Origin of the sequence: Shewanella insulae, assembly GCF_009831655.1 — a bacterium.
Classification (GTDB): domain Bacteria; phylum Pseudomonadota; class Gammaproteobacteria; order Enterobacterales; family Shewanellaceae; genus Shewanella; species Shewanella insulae.
The window spans coordinates 607815-624786 of the sequence record NZ_WRPA01000001.1; the positions used below are offsets into that span (position 1 = coordinate 607815).

At 55.6% G+C, this 16972-nt stretch carries 14 protein-coding genes and 1 other annotated feature; of the genes, 13 read left to right on the forward strand and 1 reads right to left on the reverse strand.

What is annotated here, in order from left to right:
- Positions 1-143 precede the first annotated feature (143 nt).
- Together GNT65_RS02635 and GNT65_RS02640 are read left to right on the forward strand one after the other, a co-directional pair.
- Positions 144-1067 (forward strand): DMT family transporter, encoded by a 924-nt coding sequence (locus GNT65_RS02635; protein ID WP_338091758.1) that lies wholly within the window; start codon positions 144-146, stop codon positions 1065-1067.
- A 12-nt stretch (positions 1068-1079) separates the two neighbouring features.
- Positions 1080-2381 carry an NAD(P)/FAD-dependent oxidoreductase gene (locus tag GNT65_RS02640; protein WP_160793548.1) on the forward strand — a complete coding sequence of 434 codons (1302 nt, stop codon included), beginning with the start codon at positions 1080-1082 and terminating at the stop codon, positions 2379-2381.
- A 42-nt stretch (positions 2382-2423) separates the two neighbouring features.
- On the opposite strand, the gene GNT65_RS02645 is transcribed toward GNT65_RS02640, so the two are convergent.
- The gene (locus GNT65_RS02645; protein WP_160793549.1) at positions 2424-4349 is read right to left on the reverse strand and encodes a DNA repair helicase YoaA; all 1926 of its coding nucleotides are present in this window, start codon (positions 4347-4349) and stop codon (positions 2424-2426) included.
- A gap of 296 nt (positions 4350-4645) precedes the next feature.
- Positions 4646-4766: a sequence feature (His leader region), on the forward strand.
- 68 nt (positions 4767-4834) lie between these two features.
- Between GNT65_RS02645 and hisG the strand changes: the two genes are divergently transcribed.
- The 11 genes from hisG to GNT65_RS02700 all read left to right on the forward strand — a co-directional run bounded on the left by hisG (position 4835) and on the right by GNT65_RS02700 (position 16926).
- Positions 4835-5734 (forward strand): ATP phosphoribosyltransferase, encoded by a 900-nt coding sequence (hisG, locus tag GNT65_RS02650; protein ID WP_160793550.1) that lies wholly within the window; start codon positions 4835-4837, stop codon positions 5732-5734.
- A gap of 34 nt (positions 5735-5768) precedes the next feature.
- A complete protein-coding gene (gene hisD / locus GNT65_RS02655) occupies positions 5769-7070 on the forward strand; it encodes a histidinol dehydrogenase (protein ID WP_160793647.1) in 1302 nt (433 codons plus the stop codon).
- Position 7071: 1 nt separating this feature from the next.
- Complete coding sequence (gene hisC / locus GNT65_RS02660; protein WP_160793551.1) at positions 7072-8157, forward strand: histidinol-phosphate transaminase; 1086 nt, start codon at positions 7072-7074, stop codon at positions 8155-8157.
- A 59-nt stretch (positions 8158-8216) separates the two neighbouring features.
- Entirely contained in the window at positions 8217-9287 is a 1071-nt protein-coding gene (hisB, locus tag GNT65_RS02665; RefSeq protein WP_181006111.1) for a bifunctional histidinol-phosphatase/imidazoleglycerol-phosphate dehydratase HisB, read from the forward strand.
- Positions 9284-9943 (forward strand): imidazole glycerol phosphate synthase subunit HisH, encoded by a 660-nt coding sequence (gene hisH / locus GNT65_RS02670; protein ID WP_160793552.1) that lies wholly within the window; start codon positions 9284-9286, stop codon positions 9941-9943. The genes hisB and hisH overlap by 4 nt, the downstream gene beginning before the upstream one ends.
- Positions 9940-10677 carry a 1-(5-phosphoribosyl)-5-[(5-phosphoribosylamino)methylideneamino]imidazole-4-carboxamide isomerase gene (gene hisA / locus GNT65_RS02675; RefSeq protein WP_160793553.1) on the forward strand — a complete coding sequence of 246 codons (738 nt, stop codon included), beginning with the start codon at positions 9940-9942 and terminating at the stop codon, positions 10675-10677. The genes hisH and hisA overlap by 4 nt, the downstream gene beginning before the upstream one ends.
- On the forward strand, positions 10659-11432 hold the full coding sequence (gene hisF / locus GNT65_RS02680) for an imidazole glycerol phosphate synthase subunit HisF (protein ID WP_160793554.1): 774 nt from the start codon (positions 10659-10661) through the stop codon (positions 11430-11432). The genes hisA and hisF overlap by 19 nt, the downstream gene beginning before the upstream one ends.
- A 28-nt stretch (positions 11433-11460) precedes the next feature.
- A complete protein-coding gene (hisIE, locus tag GNT65_RS02685; protein WP_160793555.1) occupies positions 11461-12081 on the forward strand; it encodes a bifunctional phosphoribosyl-AMP cyclohydrolase/phosphoribosyl-ATP diphosphatase HisIE in 621 nt (206 codons plus the stop codon).
- A gap of 426 nt (positions 12082-12507) precedes the next feature.
- Positions 12508-13572: a GGDEF domain-containing protein gene (locus GNT65_RS02690; protein WP_160793556.1), complete on the forward strand. Its 1065-nt coding sequence runs from the start codon at positions 12508-12510 to the stop codon at positions 13570-13572.
- A 348-nt stretch (positions 13573-13920) separates the two neighbouring features.
- Entirely contained in the window at positions 13921-14661 is a 741-nt protein-coding gene (locus GNT65_RS20725; RefSeq protein ID WP_160793557.1) for a response regulator, read from the forward strand.
- A gap of 6 nt (positions 14662-14667) precedes the next feature.
- Positions 14668-16926, forward strand: coding sequence for a tetratricopeptide repeat protein (locus tag GNT65_RS02700; protein WP_160793558.1), 2259 nt, complete (start codon positions 14668-14670; stop codon positions 16924-16926).
- The last annotated feature ends 46 nt before the right edge of the window (positions 16927-16972 follow it).

Consider the following 16972-nt stretch of genomic DNA (forward strand, 5'->3'; position numbering starts at 1 on the left):
GAGACTAGCCACATTAGTCTGGCCACAATAAGCCTGACCACATTAGCCTGGCTGCTTTGAACGTGACCGCTTTAGGCATTCAGCCAAAGATGCCGTTCGCAGGCAGAATATCGATAAGCCTTCTCTTACTCGAGGGTATAGCTGTGCAGAGTCAAAACATAGCCCTGACTGCGAGTCAGTCACATTCACAGGCCATCATCATGGCTCTGGGCTCGGCCGTCTTGATGGGCACTATAGGCGCCCTTGCCCGCACCGCCAACCTCGATGCCAGCATCATCACCTTCTATCGCCTGCTGATAGGCGCCGCCTGCCTCATCACCTACATGCTGCTCACGGGCAAAACGCAGCAGATATTACATCGCCCCAGTAAGCTGCACCTGGTTAACGGTGCCATGCTGGCCGGTTTCATGGTGTTCTATGTACAAGCCATCGGCTACATCAACATGGCCAACGCCGTCATGGTGATCTACCTCGCCCCCCTGGTCAGCGCGGTAGGCGCCCACTTTTTGTTTCAAGAGCGGCTCAAGCGCCAGGATCTGCTCGCCATCGGCATCGCCCTTGTCGGGGTGGTCGCCATCTTACCCAGCCTAGAGAGCCTCACGGGCAGTACGGCCGAACTCAAGGGCTATGGTTTTGCCCTGCTGGCCCTGGCAAGTTACAGCGGCTTCATGTTGATCAATCGCCGGCCCGCCAGTGCCAGCCCCTATCAGAGCACACTGATCCAGTTGAGTTTCGGCGCCCTCTGCCTGCTTCCCTTTGCCATTCATCAAGCCGTGATACCGAGCTTAACCCAATGGTTCTGGTTGGCGCTCATCGGCGTATTTCCAGGCTTTCTGGCCATCTTATTAGCGGTTAAGGCGCTCAGGGTGTTGCCTGCGGCGACCTTCGGCACCTTGGCCTATATCGAACCTGTGACCGTGGTGATCATCGGCTGGAGCCTGTTTTCCGAGCACCTCACCCCGAGTCAGTTAATGGGCTGTAGCCTGATCATCTGCGCCGGAATGATACAGACGCGCAAGCTACGCCGGAATGATACAGACACGCAAGCTACGCCGGGCCCCCAATAGAAGGAGTTGTCAATGAGTGCAAAGATCCCAAGAATCGTCATTGTGGGCGGCGGTGCCGGTGGACTCGGCCTGGCCACCCAACTGGGACACAAGTTAGGCAAGAAACAGCAAGCCGAGATCCTGCTGATAGACAAGAACCGCACTCATATCTGGAAGCCCTTGCTGCACGAGGTGGCCACAGGCTCCCTCGATGCCGATCTCGACGGCGTGGTCTACTCGGCCCACGCGGTGAAACACGGCTATCAGTTTCAGCTGGGCGAACTTACCGGGCTGGATCTTAAGGGCAAACGGCTGCAGCTTGGCGCCATCAGCAACGATAAGGGCGAGGCCCTGCTGCCGGCCAGAGAGCTCGAATATGACACCTTAGTGCTGGCCGTTGGCAGCATCAGTAACGACTTTGGCACGCCAGGGGTGAAGGAACACTGCTTCTTCCTCGACTCTCACCATCAGGCGAACCGTTTTCATAACGCCCTGCTCGACAGCTTCACCCGCATGCATCAATCCGACGAACAGCAAAAGCTCAACATCGCCATCGTCGGCGGCGGTGCGACCGGCGTGGAGCTCTCGGCCGAGCTGTATCATGTGACCGATCTGCTCAAGAGCTATGGTCTAAGCAAGATGACCGCCGACAGACTGGCGATCACCCTCATCGAGGCGGGCCCAAGAATTCTACCCGCCCTGCCCGAGCGCATCGCCGCCTCTGCCACCCGCGAGCTGACCAAGCTCGGCGTGTCGGTGCGGCAAAATACCCGCATCGAAGAGGCCAGTTCCAAGGGCTTTGTCACGGCGGAAAATGAGCTGTTCGCCGCCAATCTGATGTTGTGGGCCGCCGGTGTCAAAGCGCCGGACTTTATCAAGCAAATTGAGGGACTTAATTTAAATCGTGCCAACCAGATTTTGGTACGTCCCACCTTGCAGGCCCAGGGCCATGACGATCTCTATGTGATTGGCGATTGCTGCGCCTGCGAGCAGCCAGACGGCAGTTTCGTGCCGCCAAGGGCGCAGTCGGCGCACCAGATGGCTCAGTGTGTCGAGCGCAACATTCTCAATGATCTCAAGGGACTCAGCCTAACCGAATATGAATATGTGGACCATGGCTCACTGGTGAATCTGTCGCGCTTTAGCACCGTTGGCAGCCTGATGGGCAACCTCACCAAAGACAGCATGTTTGTCGAGGGTAAAATCGCCCGCTTCATGTATATCTCCCTCTATCGCATGCACCAGAAGGCGATTCATGGCGTCGCCAAGACCTTCGCCCTCTGGTTGGTAGAGAAGATGATGCGTGTGGTGCGCCCAAGGATGAAGCTGCATTAGCGAGGCTTAAGCCAGGGACAACTCGGCTCGCCTTGGCAGTCCCTAGTCGATCTGTTGCAGGAAGCTCACCGCCCTGTCGAGATCCCGAGTGCGATGCATGGGCGGTAGCGAGTTGATAAAGGCCTGACCATAGGGGCGATTGACGATGCGATTGTCGCAGAGGATCAACACGCCCCTGTCTTTCTCATCCCTAATCAGACGGCCGACGCCCTGGTTAAGCGCTATCACCGCCTGGGGCAGCGACAGGGTCATGAAGGGATCTTTGCCCTCTCGCTGCACCCCGTCGGCCCTGGCCTTGTAGAGGTTATCGTCCGGCGAGACGAAGGGGAGCTTATCGATAATCACACAGCTCAGCAGCTTACCGCGCACGTCCACCCCTTCCCAGAAGGCGCCCGTACCCAGCAGCACGGCGTTACCCAGCTGTCGGTATTTCTTCAAAAGGGTCTGCTTGCCCGCCTGCCCCTGCACCAAGAGCGGATAGTCGACCCGCCCCTGTAACATCACCGCCACCAGATTGAGCATGCGATGGCTGGTGAACAGCATGAAGGTGCGGCCCTTGGCGGCGTTTATCGCCTTCACGGCCACCTCCACCAGCTGCCTGGCTGCCCGCTCCTGGCTGGTGACCGAAGCCAGATGGCGCGGAACACAAAACAGGGATTGGCGCCGATAGTCGAAGGGGCTGTCCAATATGCTTGTGCTAGCCTTCTCCAGCCCCATCGCCTTGGTAAACAGCGACAGGTCTCGATTGATCTGCAAGGTGGCCGAGGTAAAGATCCAACTAACATCCGGGCTAAACAACGACTGACACTCCTTGGCCACCTTGATGGGCGAGATCCTCAAAGTCAGGTGCTGATAACCATAGTCTATGCTGTAAGCGCTATCTGGGTTATCACATTGAATAAACACGGTTAACTTGCTGAGCAGCCCATCGAATTTTTCGACGCCATCGTCGAACGCCTCGTTTCGACCAAGATAGCCCAGCAACATGGTGCGATAGGCGGTCAGCTCAGAGACCAGTGCCCAGGCCGCCTCCATCAAGGCCTTGTCACCGATAAGCCGGCGCCAGTCGCGCTCTTCGCCGGCAAACAACAGTCCCTGCCAGTGAAGCAGCTGAGTATGGCAGCGAGCCGTCATGGCACCAATTTGCGGCGAATCGGCCATCTGAGTGCGATAGAGTTCGTTAAAACGTTCCAGCAGACGAATGAGGCTCTTGATGCTGAGCTGCTGACCGAAATAGGTCACGGCGATATCCGGCAGCAGATGCGCCTCATCGAAGATCACCACGTCGCTGTCAGGCAACAGCTCGGCAAATCCTGTCTCTTTTAGGATGCGATCGGCGAAAAACAGGTGATGGTTGACCACAATGATCTTGGCATCCAGCGCCTTGGCGCGGGCCTTGCGGGTGAAGCAGGCCTCATAGTGATCGCAGGCCTTACCTATGCAGGACTCTTTACTGCTCACCACCAGCGGGATCGCCGGTGAGTTTTCCGGCACGGCGTAGAGGCTGCCGATATCGCCATCCACCGTCTGACTGGCCCACTGATCGATACGCAGCAGGTCATCGAGGATCTTGCCATCGTTCACCTCGACGCCACTCAGTTGCTTCTCCATCAGGTATTGGCACAGGTAGTTGCTGCGCCCCTTGAGCAGGGCCACTTTTGGCCTTATTCCCAGTATGTTGAGCAGCGCGGGCAGATCTTTGAAAAACAACTGCTCTTGCAGGTTTTTACTGCCGGTACTGACGATGATCTGCTTACCGCTGAGCAGCGCCGGCACCAGATAGGCGTAGGTCTTGCCCACGCCCGTGCCCGCCTCGACCACCAGGTTGTCGCCCTTTTGCAAGGTCTCGCTCACCTGAGTCGCCATCGTCTGCTGCTGAACGCGACAGCTGTAGCCCTTAATATGACGGCTTAAGCTGCCACCTGGGGCGAATACCTGCTGTACATCCTGGGTCAGTCGTTTATTCAATGAATGGCTGATGATAGTTAATGTTTAAAATGACATGCTGGCATTATGCGGATTTTCTTACCCAGTACAAGCCACAAAGCATCAGCGATAAATAAACGGGAATTCATTGGGATCCAATGGGGATACTGCGGCGTTAGTTGAATAATTTTCAATCGGCCCAAATTAGCGCTTGCATACGCCGAAAAACTTGATTAGTTTAAATACAACTTAGGGCAAAACACCCAGCCCCCGCGAATTCACAAAGCAAGTAAAGACAGCGAGAGAAGACAGAACATGACACAGCGTTTGAATACTATCCATCATCACCATCATATGCGGTAGCCTTCGGATGCTTACTGCCGGAGGACTATTTCCTTCTGGCGGTTGATTCAAAAGCGATCTAAGACCCCTGGAAGGAATTCCGGGGGTTTTTAGTTTTTAGCTTAAGATTTTGTTTTAAAACGATTTAAACAATTTTATTGAATCAACAAATGAGGAAACATCCTATGTCAGAGTCAAATCGATTACGCATCGCCATTCAAAAGTCCGGCCGCCTGTCTAAAGAATCACAGAAGCTACTCAAGAGCTGTGGCGTCAAGTTTAACGTCAACGAACAGCGTCTCATCGCCCACTCTGACAACATGCCTATCGACCTATTGCGGGTTCGCGACGATGACATTCCTGGCCTGGTGATGGACGGTGTGGTCGACCTTGGCATCATAGGTGAGAACGTCCTCGAAGAGGAGCAGATCGAGCGCCAGACTCTGGACAAGCCGAGCGAATGCATCAAGCTTCGCCAGCTCGACTTTGGTGCCTGTCGCCTGTCACTGGCGGTGCCGACCGAGTTTCCCTATCAGGACGCCGGCTCACTGGAAGGGCTGCGTATCGCCACCTCCTACCCTAACCTGCTACGCCGCTACATGCAGGAGAAAGGCATCAACTACCGCGACTGTATGCTCAAGGGCTCGGTAGAGGTGGCCCCCCGCGCTGGCCTCGCCGACGGCATCTGCGATCTGGTTTCCACCGGCGCCACGTTAGAAGCCAACGGCCTGTATGAGACCGAGGTGATCTACCGCTCCATGGCCTGCATCATCCAATCGACCCATGAGCAGAGCGATGCCAAACAGGCGCTGATCGACAAGCTCCTCTCCCGCATCAACGGTGTGGTGCGCGCCAAGGAGAGCAAATATATCCTGCTGCACGCCCCCACCGAGACACTGGATCAGATCGTCGCCCTACTCCCAGGTGCCGAGAACCCGACCGTATTGCCGCTCAACGATGACACCAATCGCGTGGCGATCCACGCGGTCAGCAGCGAAGATCTCTTCTGGGATACCATGGAGGCCCTGACCCAGCTAGGTGCCAGCTCCATCCTGGTGATGCCAATCGAAAAGATGATGGGATAACGCCATGACGACAAACACCATGACATCCACACAGATGCAGCGCCTCGATTGGCAGGCCCTCGATGACCAGGCAAGACGAGAGGCCCTGTCACGCTCGCCGCTGATTGGCGACGCCAACCTTGAGCAGCAGGTCAAAGATATTATCGACACAGTCGCCAGCCAGGGGGATGCCGCGCTAAGAGCCTTCTCTCGTCAATTCGACAGGGTCGAGCTCGATGCCCTGCGTCTGAGTGACCAGGCCGTCGAGGCCGCCAGCGCGCGAGTCGATGGCCAAATAAAGGCCGCCATCGAGCAGGCTAAGGCCAACATAGAGACCTTTCACCAGGCGCAGGCCTTCAAGGGGATCGATCTTGAGACCCAAGCCGGGGTGCGCTGCGAACTGCGAAGCGAGCCTATCGAAAAGGTCGGCCTCTATATTCCAGGCGGCAGCGCGCCGCTGATCTCCACCGTACTCATGCTGGCCCAGCCCGCCAAGATAGCCGGTTGTCAGCAGCGAGTGTTGGTCAGTCCCCCGCCAATTAATGATGCCATCGTCTACGCCGCCAAGGCCTGTGGCATCACAGACATCTATCAGATAGGCGGCGCCCAGGCGATTGCCGCCCTGGCACTGGGCACTGAGTCAGTACCTGCGGTAGATAAGATCTTCGGCCCTGGCAATCGCTATGTCACCGAGGCCAAACGCTTAGTTGCTCAGGACAGCCGCTGCGTGGTGAGCATAGACATGCCCGCCGGCCCTTCTGAGGTATTGGTGATCGCTGATAATAAGGCTAACCCCGATTTCATCGCCGCCGATCTCCTCTCCCAGGCAGAGCACGGGCCCGACTCTCAGGTGATGCTGGTCACCGACAGCCAAACCCTAGCAGACGCCGTTAATTTAAGCCTCGCCGAGCAGCTGGCAAAGCTGCCCAGAGCCGAGATAGCCACTCAGGCGCTGAGCGCCAGTCGCACCCTGATGGTCGCCGATATGGATCAGGCCGCCGAGGTGTCTAACCGTTATGGCCCTGAGCACCTGATCATACAGACCCGCGCCCCCCGTGAAGTGCTGAGTAAAATTCGCGCCACCGGCTCGGTCTTTCTCGGCGCCTATACGCCAGAGTCGGTAGGCGACTACGCCAGCGGCACCAACCACGTGCTGCCCACCTATGGCTATAGCCGCGCCGTCTCCAGCCTGTCGCTGGCAGACTTTAGCCGCCGCTTTACCGTGCAGGAACTCAGCGCAGAAGGGCTACAGGGACTGGGCGATTGTGTCATGACCTTGGCCAGCGCCGAACAGCTCGATGCCCACAGAAATGCCGTCGCCGTGCGACTTGCCACGCTAACGGGCGAGGAGAAATAAGATGAGTGTAGAAGCCAAGATGAGTGTTAACGCAGCATCGCTCGCCGAGCGTCTCGCTAGGCCCGAGCTCCTGACGCTTGAGCCCTATCAGTCGGCGCGCCGCATCGGCGGCGAGGGGCAGATTTGGATCAATGCCAACGAGTCGCCCTTTAACAACAGTGAGTTAGAAGGGTTAAACCGCTATCCTGAGTGTCAGCCACCCGAGCTTATCCAGCGCTATGCCGACTATGCCGGGCTGTCGAGCCGACAGGTACTCACCAGCCGCGGCGCCGATGAGGCCATCGAGTTATTGATCCGCACCTTCTGTATCCCGGGCCGCGATAGCATCGCCTGCTTCGGCCCAACCTACGGCATGTACGCCATCAGTGCTAAGACCTTCAATGTGGGCGTCAAGGCGCTGCGTTTAAACAGTGAGTATCAGCTGCCACAAGAACTTTGCAGTCAGGTGGGTAATGCCAAGCTGGTGTTTATCTGCAACCCCAACAACCCGACCGGCACAGTGATCGCCCCGGACGCCATCGAGGCGGTGATCCGCAGCCTGCCCGATACCTTGGTAGTAGTGGATGAAGCCTATATCGAATTTTGCCCTGACTACAGCGTGGCAAGCCTGCTGGACAAGTACGACAACCTGGTGGTGCTACGTACCCTGTCCAAGGCCTTCGCCCTGGCTGGTGCCCGCTGTGGTTTCATGCTGGCAAACCCTGGGATAATAGAGATGGTGATGCGGGTGATCGCCCCCTATCCCGTGCCGCTGCCAGTGGCTAAGCTGGCTATAGAAGCCTTAAGTGCAGAGGGAATTGAGCGGATGCAGACCCAGGTTACCCAGCTCAAGGCCAATGGCCAACGACTCGCAGATGCCTTAAGGGCTTTGGGTGCCAGGGTACTGCCCGCCTATGGCAACTTCGTGCTGGCCTACTTTGGTAAAGCTAATGAAATCCCGGTAAGCGAGATGCAAGCTAAATTAAAGCAGGCTGGTGTGGTCGCCAGGGCCTACAAAGATCCTACCCTTGCCGATGCCATACGTTTCAGCTTTACCTGTGATGAGCAGACAGATGCCCTACTCTCGCTGTTCAGCCAAAGAGCCTAACCAGACATACGACTCAATTAAAACAAAATTCAAGATAGAAACAGATTTAAGGTAGAAGCATGATGAAACAGAAAATCCTCTTTATCGACCGCGATGGCACACTGATCGAGGAGCCCGTCACCGACAAGCAGGTCGATAGCCTGGCCAAGCTGGTGTTCGAACCTCAAGTGATCCCGGCGCTGCTCAAACTGCAGGGCGCCGGCTACCGCCTGGTGATGGTCAGTAACCAAGATGGCCTGGGCACTCCCTCCTTCCCCAAGGATGACTTCGATGCGCCGCAAGATATGATGATGCAGATCTTCAACAGCCAGGGCGTCAAGTTTGATGAGGTGCTTATCTGCCCTCACTTTGACGATGAAAACTGTAGCTGCCGCAAGCCTAAGCTCGGCCTGGTTAAGGCCTATCTCACCGAGGGGCGAGTGGACTTTACCCAGTCGGCGGTGATTGGCGACAGGGCAACCGATCTGGGCCTGGCCGAAACCATGGGCATTGCGGGTATACAGTACAATCGCGATAGCATGAACTGGGACGCCATCGCCGAGCAGCTCCTTGGGGGGAATCGCGTGGCGACCGTGGTGCGCACCACCAAGGAAACCGACATCAAGGTCACTGTCGATCTCGACTGTCAGCAGAAGAGCAGTATCGATACCGGCATCGGTTTCTTCGACCACATGCTGGACCAGATCGCCACCCACGGTAATTTCAGGCTGGATGTGAACGTCGATGGCGATCTTGAGATCGACGATCACCACAGCGTCGAAGACACGGCGCTGGCCATAGGTGATGCCCTTAGACAGGCTCTTGGGGATAAACGTGGCATCGCCCGTTTCGGCTTTAGCATCCCCATGGATGAAGCCAGTGCCAGCTGCCTGCTGGACCTGTCCGGGCGTCCCTTTATCAAGTTTGAGGGGCAGTTCGAGCGTGAGATGGTGGGCGAGATGGCCACCGAGATGGTGCCCCACTTCTTCCGCTCTCTCGCCGATGGCCTGCGCTGCACCCTGCACCTCTCTACCCAGGGCGATAACGATCATCACAAGGTCGAGAGCCTGTTTAAGGTCTTCGGCCGCACCCTGCGCCAGGCGGTGAAGGTTGAGGGTGACGCCCTACCATCGAGCAAGGGGGTGCTATGAGCCAATCCGATACCATCATCATAGATACCGGCTGCGCCAACTTAAGCTCTGTGCGTTATGCCTTCGAGCGGATCGGCGCCGACGTCGAGGTGAGCGACGATATCGACAAGATAAAAGCGGCCACCCGCGTAGTGCTCCCGGGCGTCGGTACCGCCAGGGCCGCCATGCAGGCGCTTAAGGATAAGGCCCTTATCGACACCATATCTAGCCTGACCCAGCCAGTGCTCGGCGTGTGTCTGGGCATGCAGATGCTAACCAGGGCCTCACAGGAGCGCGGTGATAAGCAGCGTGACTGTGAGTGTCTGGGGCTGATCGACACCAATATCGAGCGGCTCGATTCAAAGGGGCTTCCCCTGCCCCATATGGGCTGGAATCAGATAAGCCCAGGCGATCACCCACTGTTCGCCGGGGTTGCCGAGGGTAGCTATGTCTATTTCGTTCACAGCTACCGGGCGCCGCTGGGCGACTTCACCATCGCCAAGTGCGAATATGGCGAGGGCTTTAGCGCCGCCATCGCCAAAGATAATTTCATGGGGGTGCAGTTCCACCCGGAAAAAAGCGCCGCGGTGGGCGCCACAATATTAAGAAACTTTATGAAAATGAATGCCGGTAGCTTTACAGGTAACCACAAATCCATGAAGGAGAACACCCTATGATCATCCCAGCGATCGATCTCATCGAGGGACAAGTGGTGCGTCTCTATCAGGGCGATTATGCCCAACAGACCACCTTCGACTTGAGCCCTCTCGAGCAGCTTAAGGCCTATCAGGCACAGGGCGCCACCTGGCTGCATATCGTGGATCTCACCGGCGCCAAGGACCCAGACAGACGCCAGACCCGACTCATAGGCACATTGGTAGAGAACCTCCAGGCCAATATTCAGGTCGGCGGCGGCATTCGCAGCGAGGCCCAGGTCAAGGAGCTGTTAGACCTCGGCGTTAAGCGGGTGGTGATAGGCTCCCTCGCCGTCAAACAGCCGCAACTGGTGCAATCCTGGCTCGAGACCTACGGCAGCGACACCATCTGCCTGGCGCTGGATGTGAACATCAATGAGGCGGGCGAGAAAATAGTCGCCGTGTCGGGCTGGCAGAGTGGCGGCGGCAAGACGCTGGAATCTCTGGTCGCCACCTTTGCCCCCTATGGGCTCAAGCACGCCCTGGTCACAGACATCAGCCGCGACGGCACACTGCAAGGCAGTAATACCCAACTTTATCAGGAGATTGCAGAGCATTATCCCGATATTCAGTGGCAGGCCTCGGGCGGCATCGCCACCCTGGAAGATGTGAGCGCCGTGCGTGATAGTGGCGCCAGCGGCATCATCATAGGCAAGGCCCTGCTCATCAATAACTTTAACGTGAAGGAGGCTATCGCATGCTGGCCAAACGCATAGTCCCTTGTCTGGATGTCCGCGACGGTAAGGTGGTCAAGGGGGTTCAGTTTCGTAACCATGAGATCGTCGGTGACATAGTGCCCCTTGCCGCCCGTTACGCCTTGGATGGCGCCGACGAGCTAGTATTTTACGACATCACCGCCAGCGCCCACGACAGAGTGGTGGACAAGAGCTGGGTTAGCCGAGTCGCAGAGCAGATAGACATCCCCTTCTGCGTCGCCGGCGGCATCAAGAGTATCGACCAGGCACGGGAAAAACTGGCCTTTGGCGCCGATAAGATCTCGATAAACTCGCCGGCCCTTAGCGATCCCAGCCTGATCGACCGCCTGCAGGATGAATTCGGCCGCCAGTGTATCGCGATAGGTATCGACTCCTATTATGACGCAGACACCAACAGCTATAAGGTGAAGCAATTTACCGGTGACGAGGCCGCCACCAAGGATACCCAGTGGTACACCCAAGACTGGGTAGAAGAAGTGCAGAGACGAGGTTGCGGCGAGATAGTGCTGAACGTGATGAACCAAGATGGCGTTCGCCAAGGCTATGACATCAAGCAACTGGCCATGGTACGTGCCATCTGCGACGTGCCGCTGATCGCCTCCGGCGGCGCCGGCACCATGGAACACTTCCTCGAGGTGTTTACCCAGGCGGGTGTAGATGCAGCCCTCGCCGCCAGCGTCTTTCACAAAGGGATCATAGAGATTGAGGCGCTTAAGCGATACCTGCTCGACAACGGCGTACAGATGCGCCTGTAACCGGCCCAAATATGTTCAAGGAATAAAGATGAAAAACCTAGAAGATTTTAACAACTTAGATTGGGACAAACAGCAGGGATTGCTACCCGCCGTGGTCCAGAACCACCTCACGGGTAAGGTGTTGATGCTGGGCTATATGAACCAAGAGGCGCTGGCCCAGACCCTGGCAAGCGGCAAGGTCACCTTCTTCAGTCGCAGCAAGCAACGCCTGTGGACCAAGGGCGAAACCTCGGGCAACACCCTAGATCTTATTGCCATCGACAGCGACTGTGACAACGACAGCCTGCTGGTGCAGGTGATCCCCAATGGTCCCACCTGCCACCTGGAACGAGAAAGCTGCTGGCCCGACGGCGAGGCGCATCCCTTTATCGACAACCTGGCCAATCTTATCGCCTCGCGTAAGGGACAAGATGCCAAGAGCAGCTACACGGCGCACCTGTTCGAGCGCGGCACCAAACGGATCGCCCAGAAGGTGGGCGAAGAAGGACTGGAAACCGCCCTGGCGGCCGCCACCCATGACAAGGAGGAGCTGATCAACGAGGCCTCAGATCTCATCTATCACCTACTGGTACTACTTGAAGATCAAGACCTTAGCCTAGAGGATGTCACCGCCAACCTGTTAGCGCGTCACAGCGCTGCCAGTAAATAGGCCAGGGCTAAAGTTAGCCCTACCATTAAGGGCGTCCGGGAAAAGCGGGCGCCCTGTTTCATCTTTCCATGTCGGTACATGGCCTTACCCCTCTAACCTCCCCTGCTTTTGACCTTCTAGGCGACTAAATCCACGCCACTATTGCAAAATCAAACTTTGCCACATAATATACATTCATATACATATGAATACACAATGTAACAGATAGCCGCAAAACAAGCATATTCGCTACAAGACCACAGATGAAATACCCGTTGGTGAAAGCGTTTAAATAAGAGGTATCCGGTTATGGTTAGGCGTTCTCGACAGCTTACACTCAATACAGCTAAATGCGTTGCCTGTAGCTTAATGCTACTCCTCTCTAGCCAAGTCGCGGCGAGTACTAGCCTGGCTCAGCCTCAATCTATGCTTATGCCTCACGCACTCATGCCTAATGCATTCATAGCTAGTGCGTTGGCCGCCCCCTATAGCATGGTCGCCACCGCAAGCCCCAAACTTGAGCTGAATGGCAGACAATTCCAGTTTGCCCCGGCGCAATCGAGTATGGCTTCCGCAGGCCACTCCCCCAATTCCCGAGCCGCAGCATCACCTCTGCACGTCCCTAGCCGCCCACCCGGCATTGCCTCCTCATGGCTAGTTGAGCTTAAAGCCCATTATCCGAATCTGCTACTTCACTATCTCGCGCCGCTAATTGCCATCGCCTTCGTGATGCAGCGGGTCTACAGACAGGCCAGTACCCTGTCCAGGACACGACTTGAGCAAGCGATCGATGAACGCACTCAGGCGCTGCAACTTGAAAACCTGCGCCTACAGGAGATGAGTCACAGAGATCCCCTGACTGGCCTGAAGAATCGCCGCTTCGTCGAAGAGATGATCGCCCAGGACTTGAATCGGGTCGACCGCTGCTACGACGGCTTGCTGCTAAGAAACGAACAGGCGCCGAGCAAAGCCGATCTGTTGGCGCTCATCATAGATATCGATCACTTTAAGCCCATTAATGACACCTATGGCCATCTGGCCGGCGATCGTGTGCTGAGCCAAGTGGGTCAGCAACTGACTACACTGTTTCGCAACTATGATTATGTGGTGAGGTGGGGCGGTGAAGAATTTCTTGTGGTGGCGCGCTTTGTCGATCGCCAAGAGATAAACCAGCTCGCGGAAAAAGTCCGCCACGCCATCGAATCGATGGAGATCGAGCTAGACGCTAAGCGCACCATAAAGATCACCGCCTCGGTCGGCGCCGCCCCCTACCCCTTCTCGACCGCACAGGCGGATATGATTAGCTGGGAGCAGGTGGTTCATCTTGCCGACATGGCGCTGTACCAGGCTAAGACGAGTTCGCGCAATACCTGGTTTAGCTATATGGGGAGTGACCAGCTGCCTATCCCGGATGATCCACAGTTGGATCACACCGAGATCCATCGAATCGCTAAGGTTTCCTCAAAGCCTTTGTCCAGGCAGAGTCTTGATCTCAGGAGGGCCTCTCTCTAAGTAAATCTACTAGCAAAGGCTTACCAAGCCGATTTCGCTAGTGCTAGGTGCTAGGTTCCAGGTTTAAGGCAGGGAAGCCTTAACTTTTTTATAGCCCCCATAGATGAAAATCCGTCTAAATACGTCGCTAACTTATGCCGCTGGCGAGGTTTCTGGCTAATTTTCGAAAATAAGCTTCTAAAATAAGCTTCTAAAATAGGCTCATTGGCCTCTTGGTGTGCCAGAATTTGTGCTAACTGTTGCTTTCACAACAAGTTTTATATACATAAACATACATTAGAATACAAAAGTGTTATATAATATCTCGCAATAAAGCTTTTACAGTATTGCAACTTCCAGAGGGATATCGTGAAGGATAATAATTGGATACTCATTGTCGATGATGATGCCGATCTGGCAAACCTGGTCGCCGATTTTCTCGAGATGAATGGCTACAAGACCAAGATAGAACATAACGGTGCCAAGGCGGTCGAGTGCATCATTAGCGAGCAACCCATGCTGGTTATCTTAGATGTGATGCTGCCCGATATGGATGGTTTATCCATCTGCCGCGCGGTCCGTCATGGCCATCCCGGGATCGAGGGGACCTACAACGGCCCTATCCTCATGCTGACCGCCCTCAATAACGATATCGACGAGGTGGCTGGCCTGGAGACTGGCGCCGACGATTATCTGGCAAAACCTGTGCGCTCCCGGGTGTTGCTCGCCAGAGTCAGGGCCCTCCTGAGACGTAAGCCCGAACCCCTGGTTGATGAGAAACTCAGTAAGCTGCATACTAAAAATGAGGGCGTCATAGAGTTTGACGGCCTCAGCATAGATAAGAAATATCAGCGAATCCAACAGCATGGGCAGGATATCGAACTAACCACCGCCGAATTTGAACTGCTTTGGTTGCTGGCCAGCAGGCCTGGAGAGATCTGCGACAGGGACTCCATCTCAGACTATTTCAGCGACTTAGGCTATGAGAGTTCTCACAGAACCATAGATCTCAGGGTGTCACGCATTCGCCGCAAGTTGGGCGACGATCCCAACCACGCCACGCGTATCAAGACGATTCACGGTAAAGGCTACCTGTTTGTCGGAGACTGACGCTAGATGCGATTAAAGCCCATTGCCTTATTACTGCTCACCATACTGATCAGCCTCACCCTGGTCGGTATCGCCGCACGTATCGCTCCTCCCGAGGCAAGGGCCGACATCAGGGAACAAGAGACGCAGCTGACAAGTCTGCCGGAAATTCAGCAGGGAGAGCTGCTCACCGCTCTGGTCAAACACTATCGCGACAACGATCCCCTCAAGAGTCTGGCCTATGGTGAACAGGCGCTGGCCATCTTCGCCCGTTGGCCAGACGATGTCCGTAAAGTGGCCGTGCTGAACAACATGGCCTGGGTATATGTCTCGCTGAGCCAGTATGAGAAGGCCCAGCAGCGAACCGACGAAAGCAAACAACTGGCCAAGACCGGTGGAGATCTTCGCGGATTGTTTACTGCGCACACCATGCAGGGGATCATCTATTGGCGCAAGGCCGACTATCAGACAGCGCTTAAAACCTTCGAACAGGCCCAGGAGATCGCCAGGCAAGAAAATGATCTTAGAGGCATCGCCAACACGACCAACTATATGGCGATCATCTATCAGACCCTGGGGCAACCTGAGAAGGCACTCGACTATTTCATGCGTGCCTTCAACATACAGAAAGAGTTGGGGGATGAGAAAAGCATCGCCGTCTCCCTCAATAATATTGCCAACATGTATGGCACCAGCGGCAACTACAGCCTGGCGTTAGATTATCAACTGCAATCGAGGAAGATTCGCGAGGAGCTCAACGATCTTCCCGGTCTGGCACAGATCCTGGGCAATATCGGCCTCACCTATTTCTATCTAAAAGACAGCGAACAGGCACTCTCATACCTGCAACGTTCTCTGGGTTATTACGAATCCCTCAAGGATCAACAGGGCATCGCCGAGATCCACGGAAACCTCGGCATGGTCCATCTACATGAACATCAACTGGAATCGGCGCTGCTGCAGTATCAAGAGGCCCTATCTCTGGCAAAGGCGATCCCGGATACGGCGCTTGAGGCCAGGATCAACATAGATCTCGCCAATGCCTATATCGAACTCGATGACCCTGAGCAGGCCTTTAAGCAGATCACCACGGGCTTAGAGCAGGCTAACAGACTCGGCATCGTCTCCATAGGTGCCTACGGCCTACTGACACTCGCCAAGGTAGAGAAGCTGAGGGGCAATAGTCAGCGAGCCCTCGCCTTAAGTGCGAAGGCATTAGACAGCTCCAGGCAGCTACAAGATAAACGCATCATTCGCGATGCTCACGAGTTCCGCTACCTGCTCTACAAGAGCCAGGGGCAAGCCGCTCAGGCACTCGAAAGCCTGGAGGCCTTTAAGCAGGTCAATGATGAGATGTTTAACTCCGAGAGTGACCAAAGGTTGGCCTTTCTCCTCAGTCACTTCGAGGCCGAACAGCAAGAGCAGCAGATCAAGCTGCTCCAAGCCGACCAGGCACTGCAGAAGACCCAGCTGGCACAACATACTTATCAACGTAACGTATGGCTAGGCGGCCTGAGCGTGTTGTTTATCATCATTCTTCTGCTGGTCAATCGCCATCATCAGCGCAAGATCAACGCCTCGCTCAATCAGAATATTCAATCTCAACGTGAATTAATTCAAGCGGTCGCCCACGAGTTTAGATCGCCCCTCGCCCGGGTTCAGCTAGCCTTCGACATGCTGGAAGAACAATTTAGCCAAAGCAAGCCCACGCGACTCATCGACACCATCAACAATGGTCTCGGGGAGCTAGAGAAGCTGATCAAAGAGGCACTCGACTTTATCCAGATGGAGAACAAGTCCAGGCCCTTACACCTCTCTCAGGTCAACTTAAATAAGTTGCTCGGTGAGCTAATTGAGGCCAACACCGCCCTCTATCCAGACAAGGCATTTAGACTCGAAGCCAACCATGACGACAATTACTCGCTCAAGGCTGATAGCACCCAAATTACGCGCGCGTTTTCCAATATCATACGTAATGCGGCGCGCTTTGCCCGCTCCCAGGTGCTCATCACCCTCAGCCAGGAAAAATCCGCTTTCCTGGTTATCATCGAAGATGATGGCCCAGGGATCCCCATGGCCCAGAGAGACAGGGTCTTCGAACCCTTTGTCAGGCTCGATCAGAGCCGTTGCCGCGACTCAGGCGGCATAGGCCTAGGCCTTGCCCTGGCTAAGAAGATCTGCGAAGCCCATGGTGGTACCCTGACCATCTCCTCATCTCACTTAGGGGGCGCCAAGTTATCCCTCACCTGTCCGGTTAGTTGTAAGGCCTTAGAAAATAAGCAATAAAGCCTCTTCTTACATCGAATTGACTTCCCCATCACCCATAAGCTCC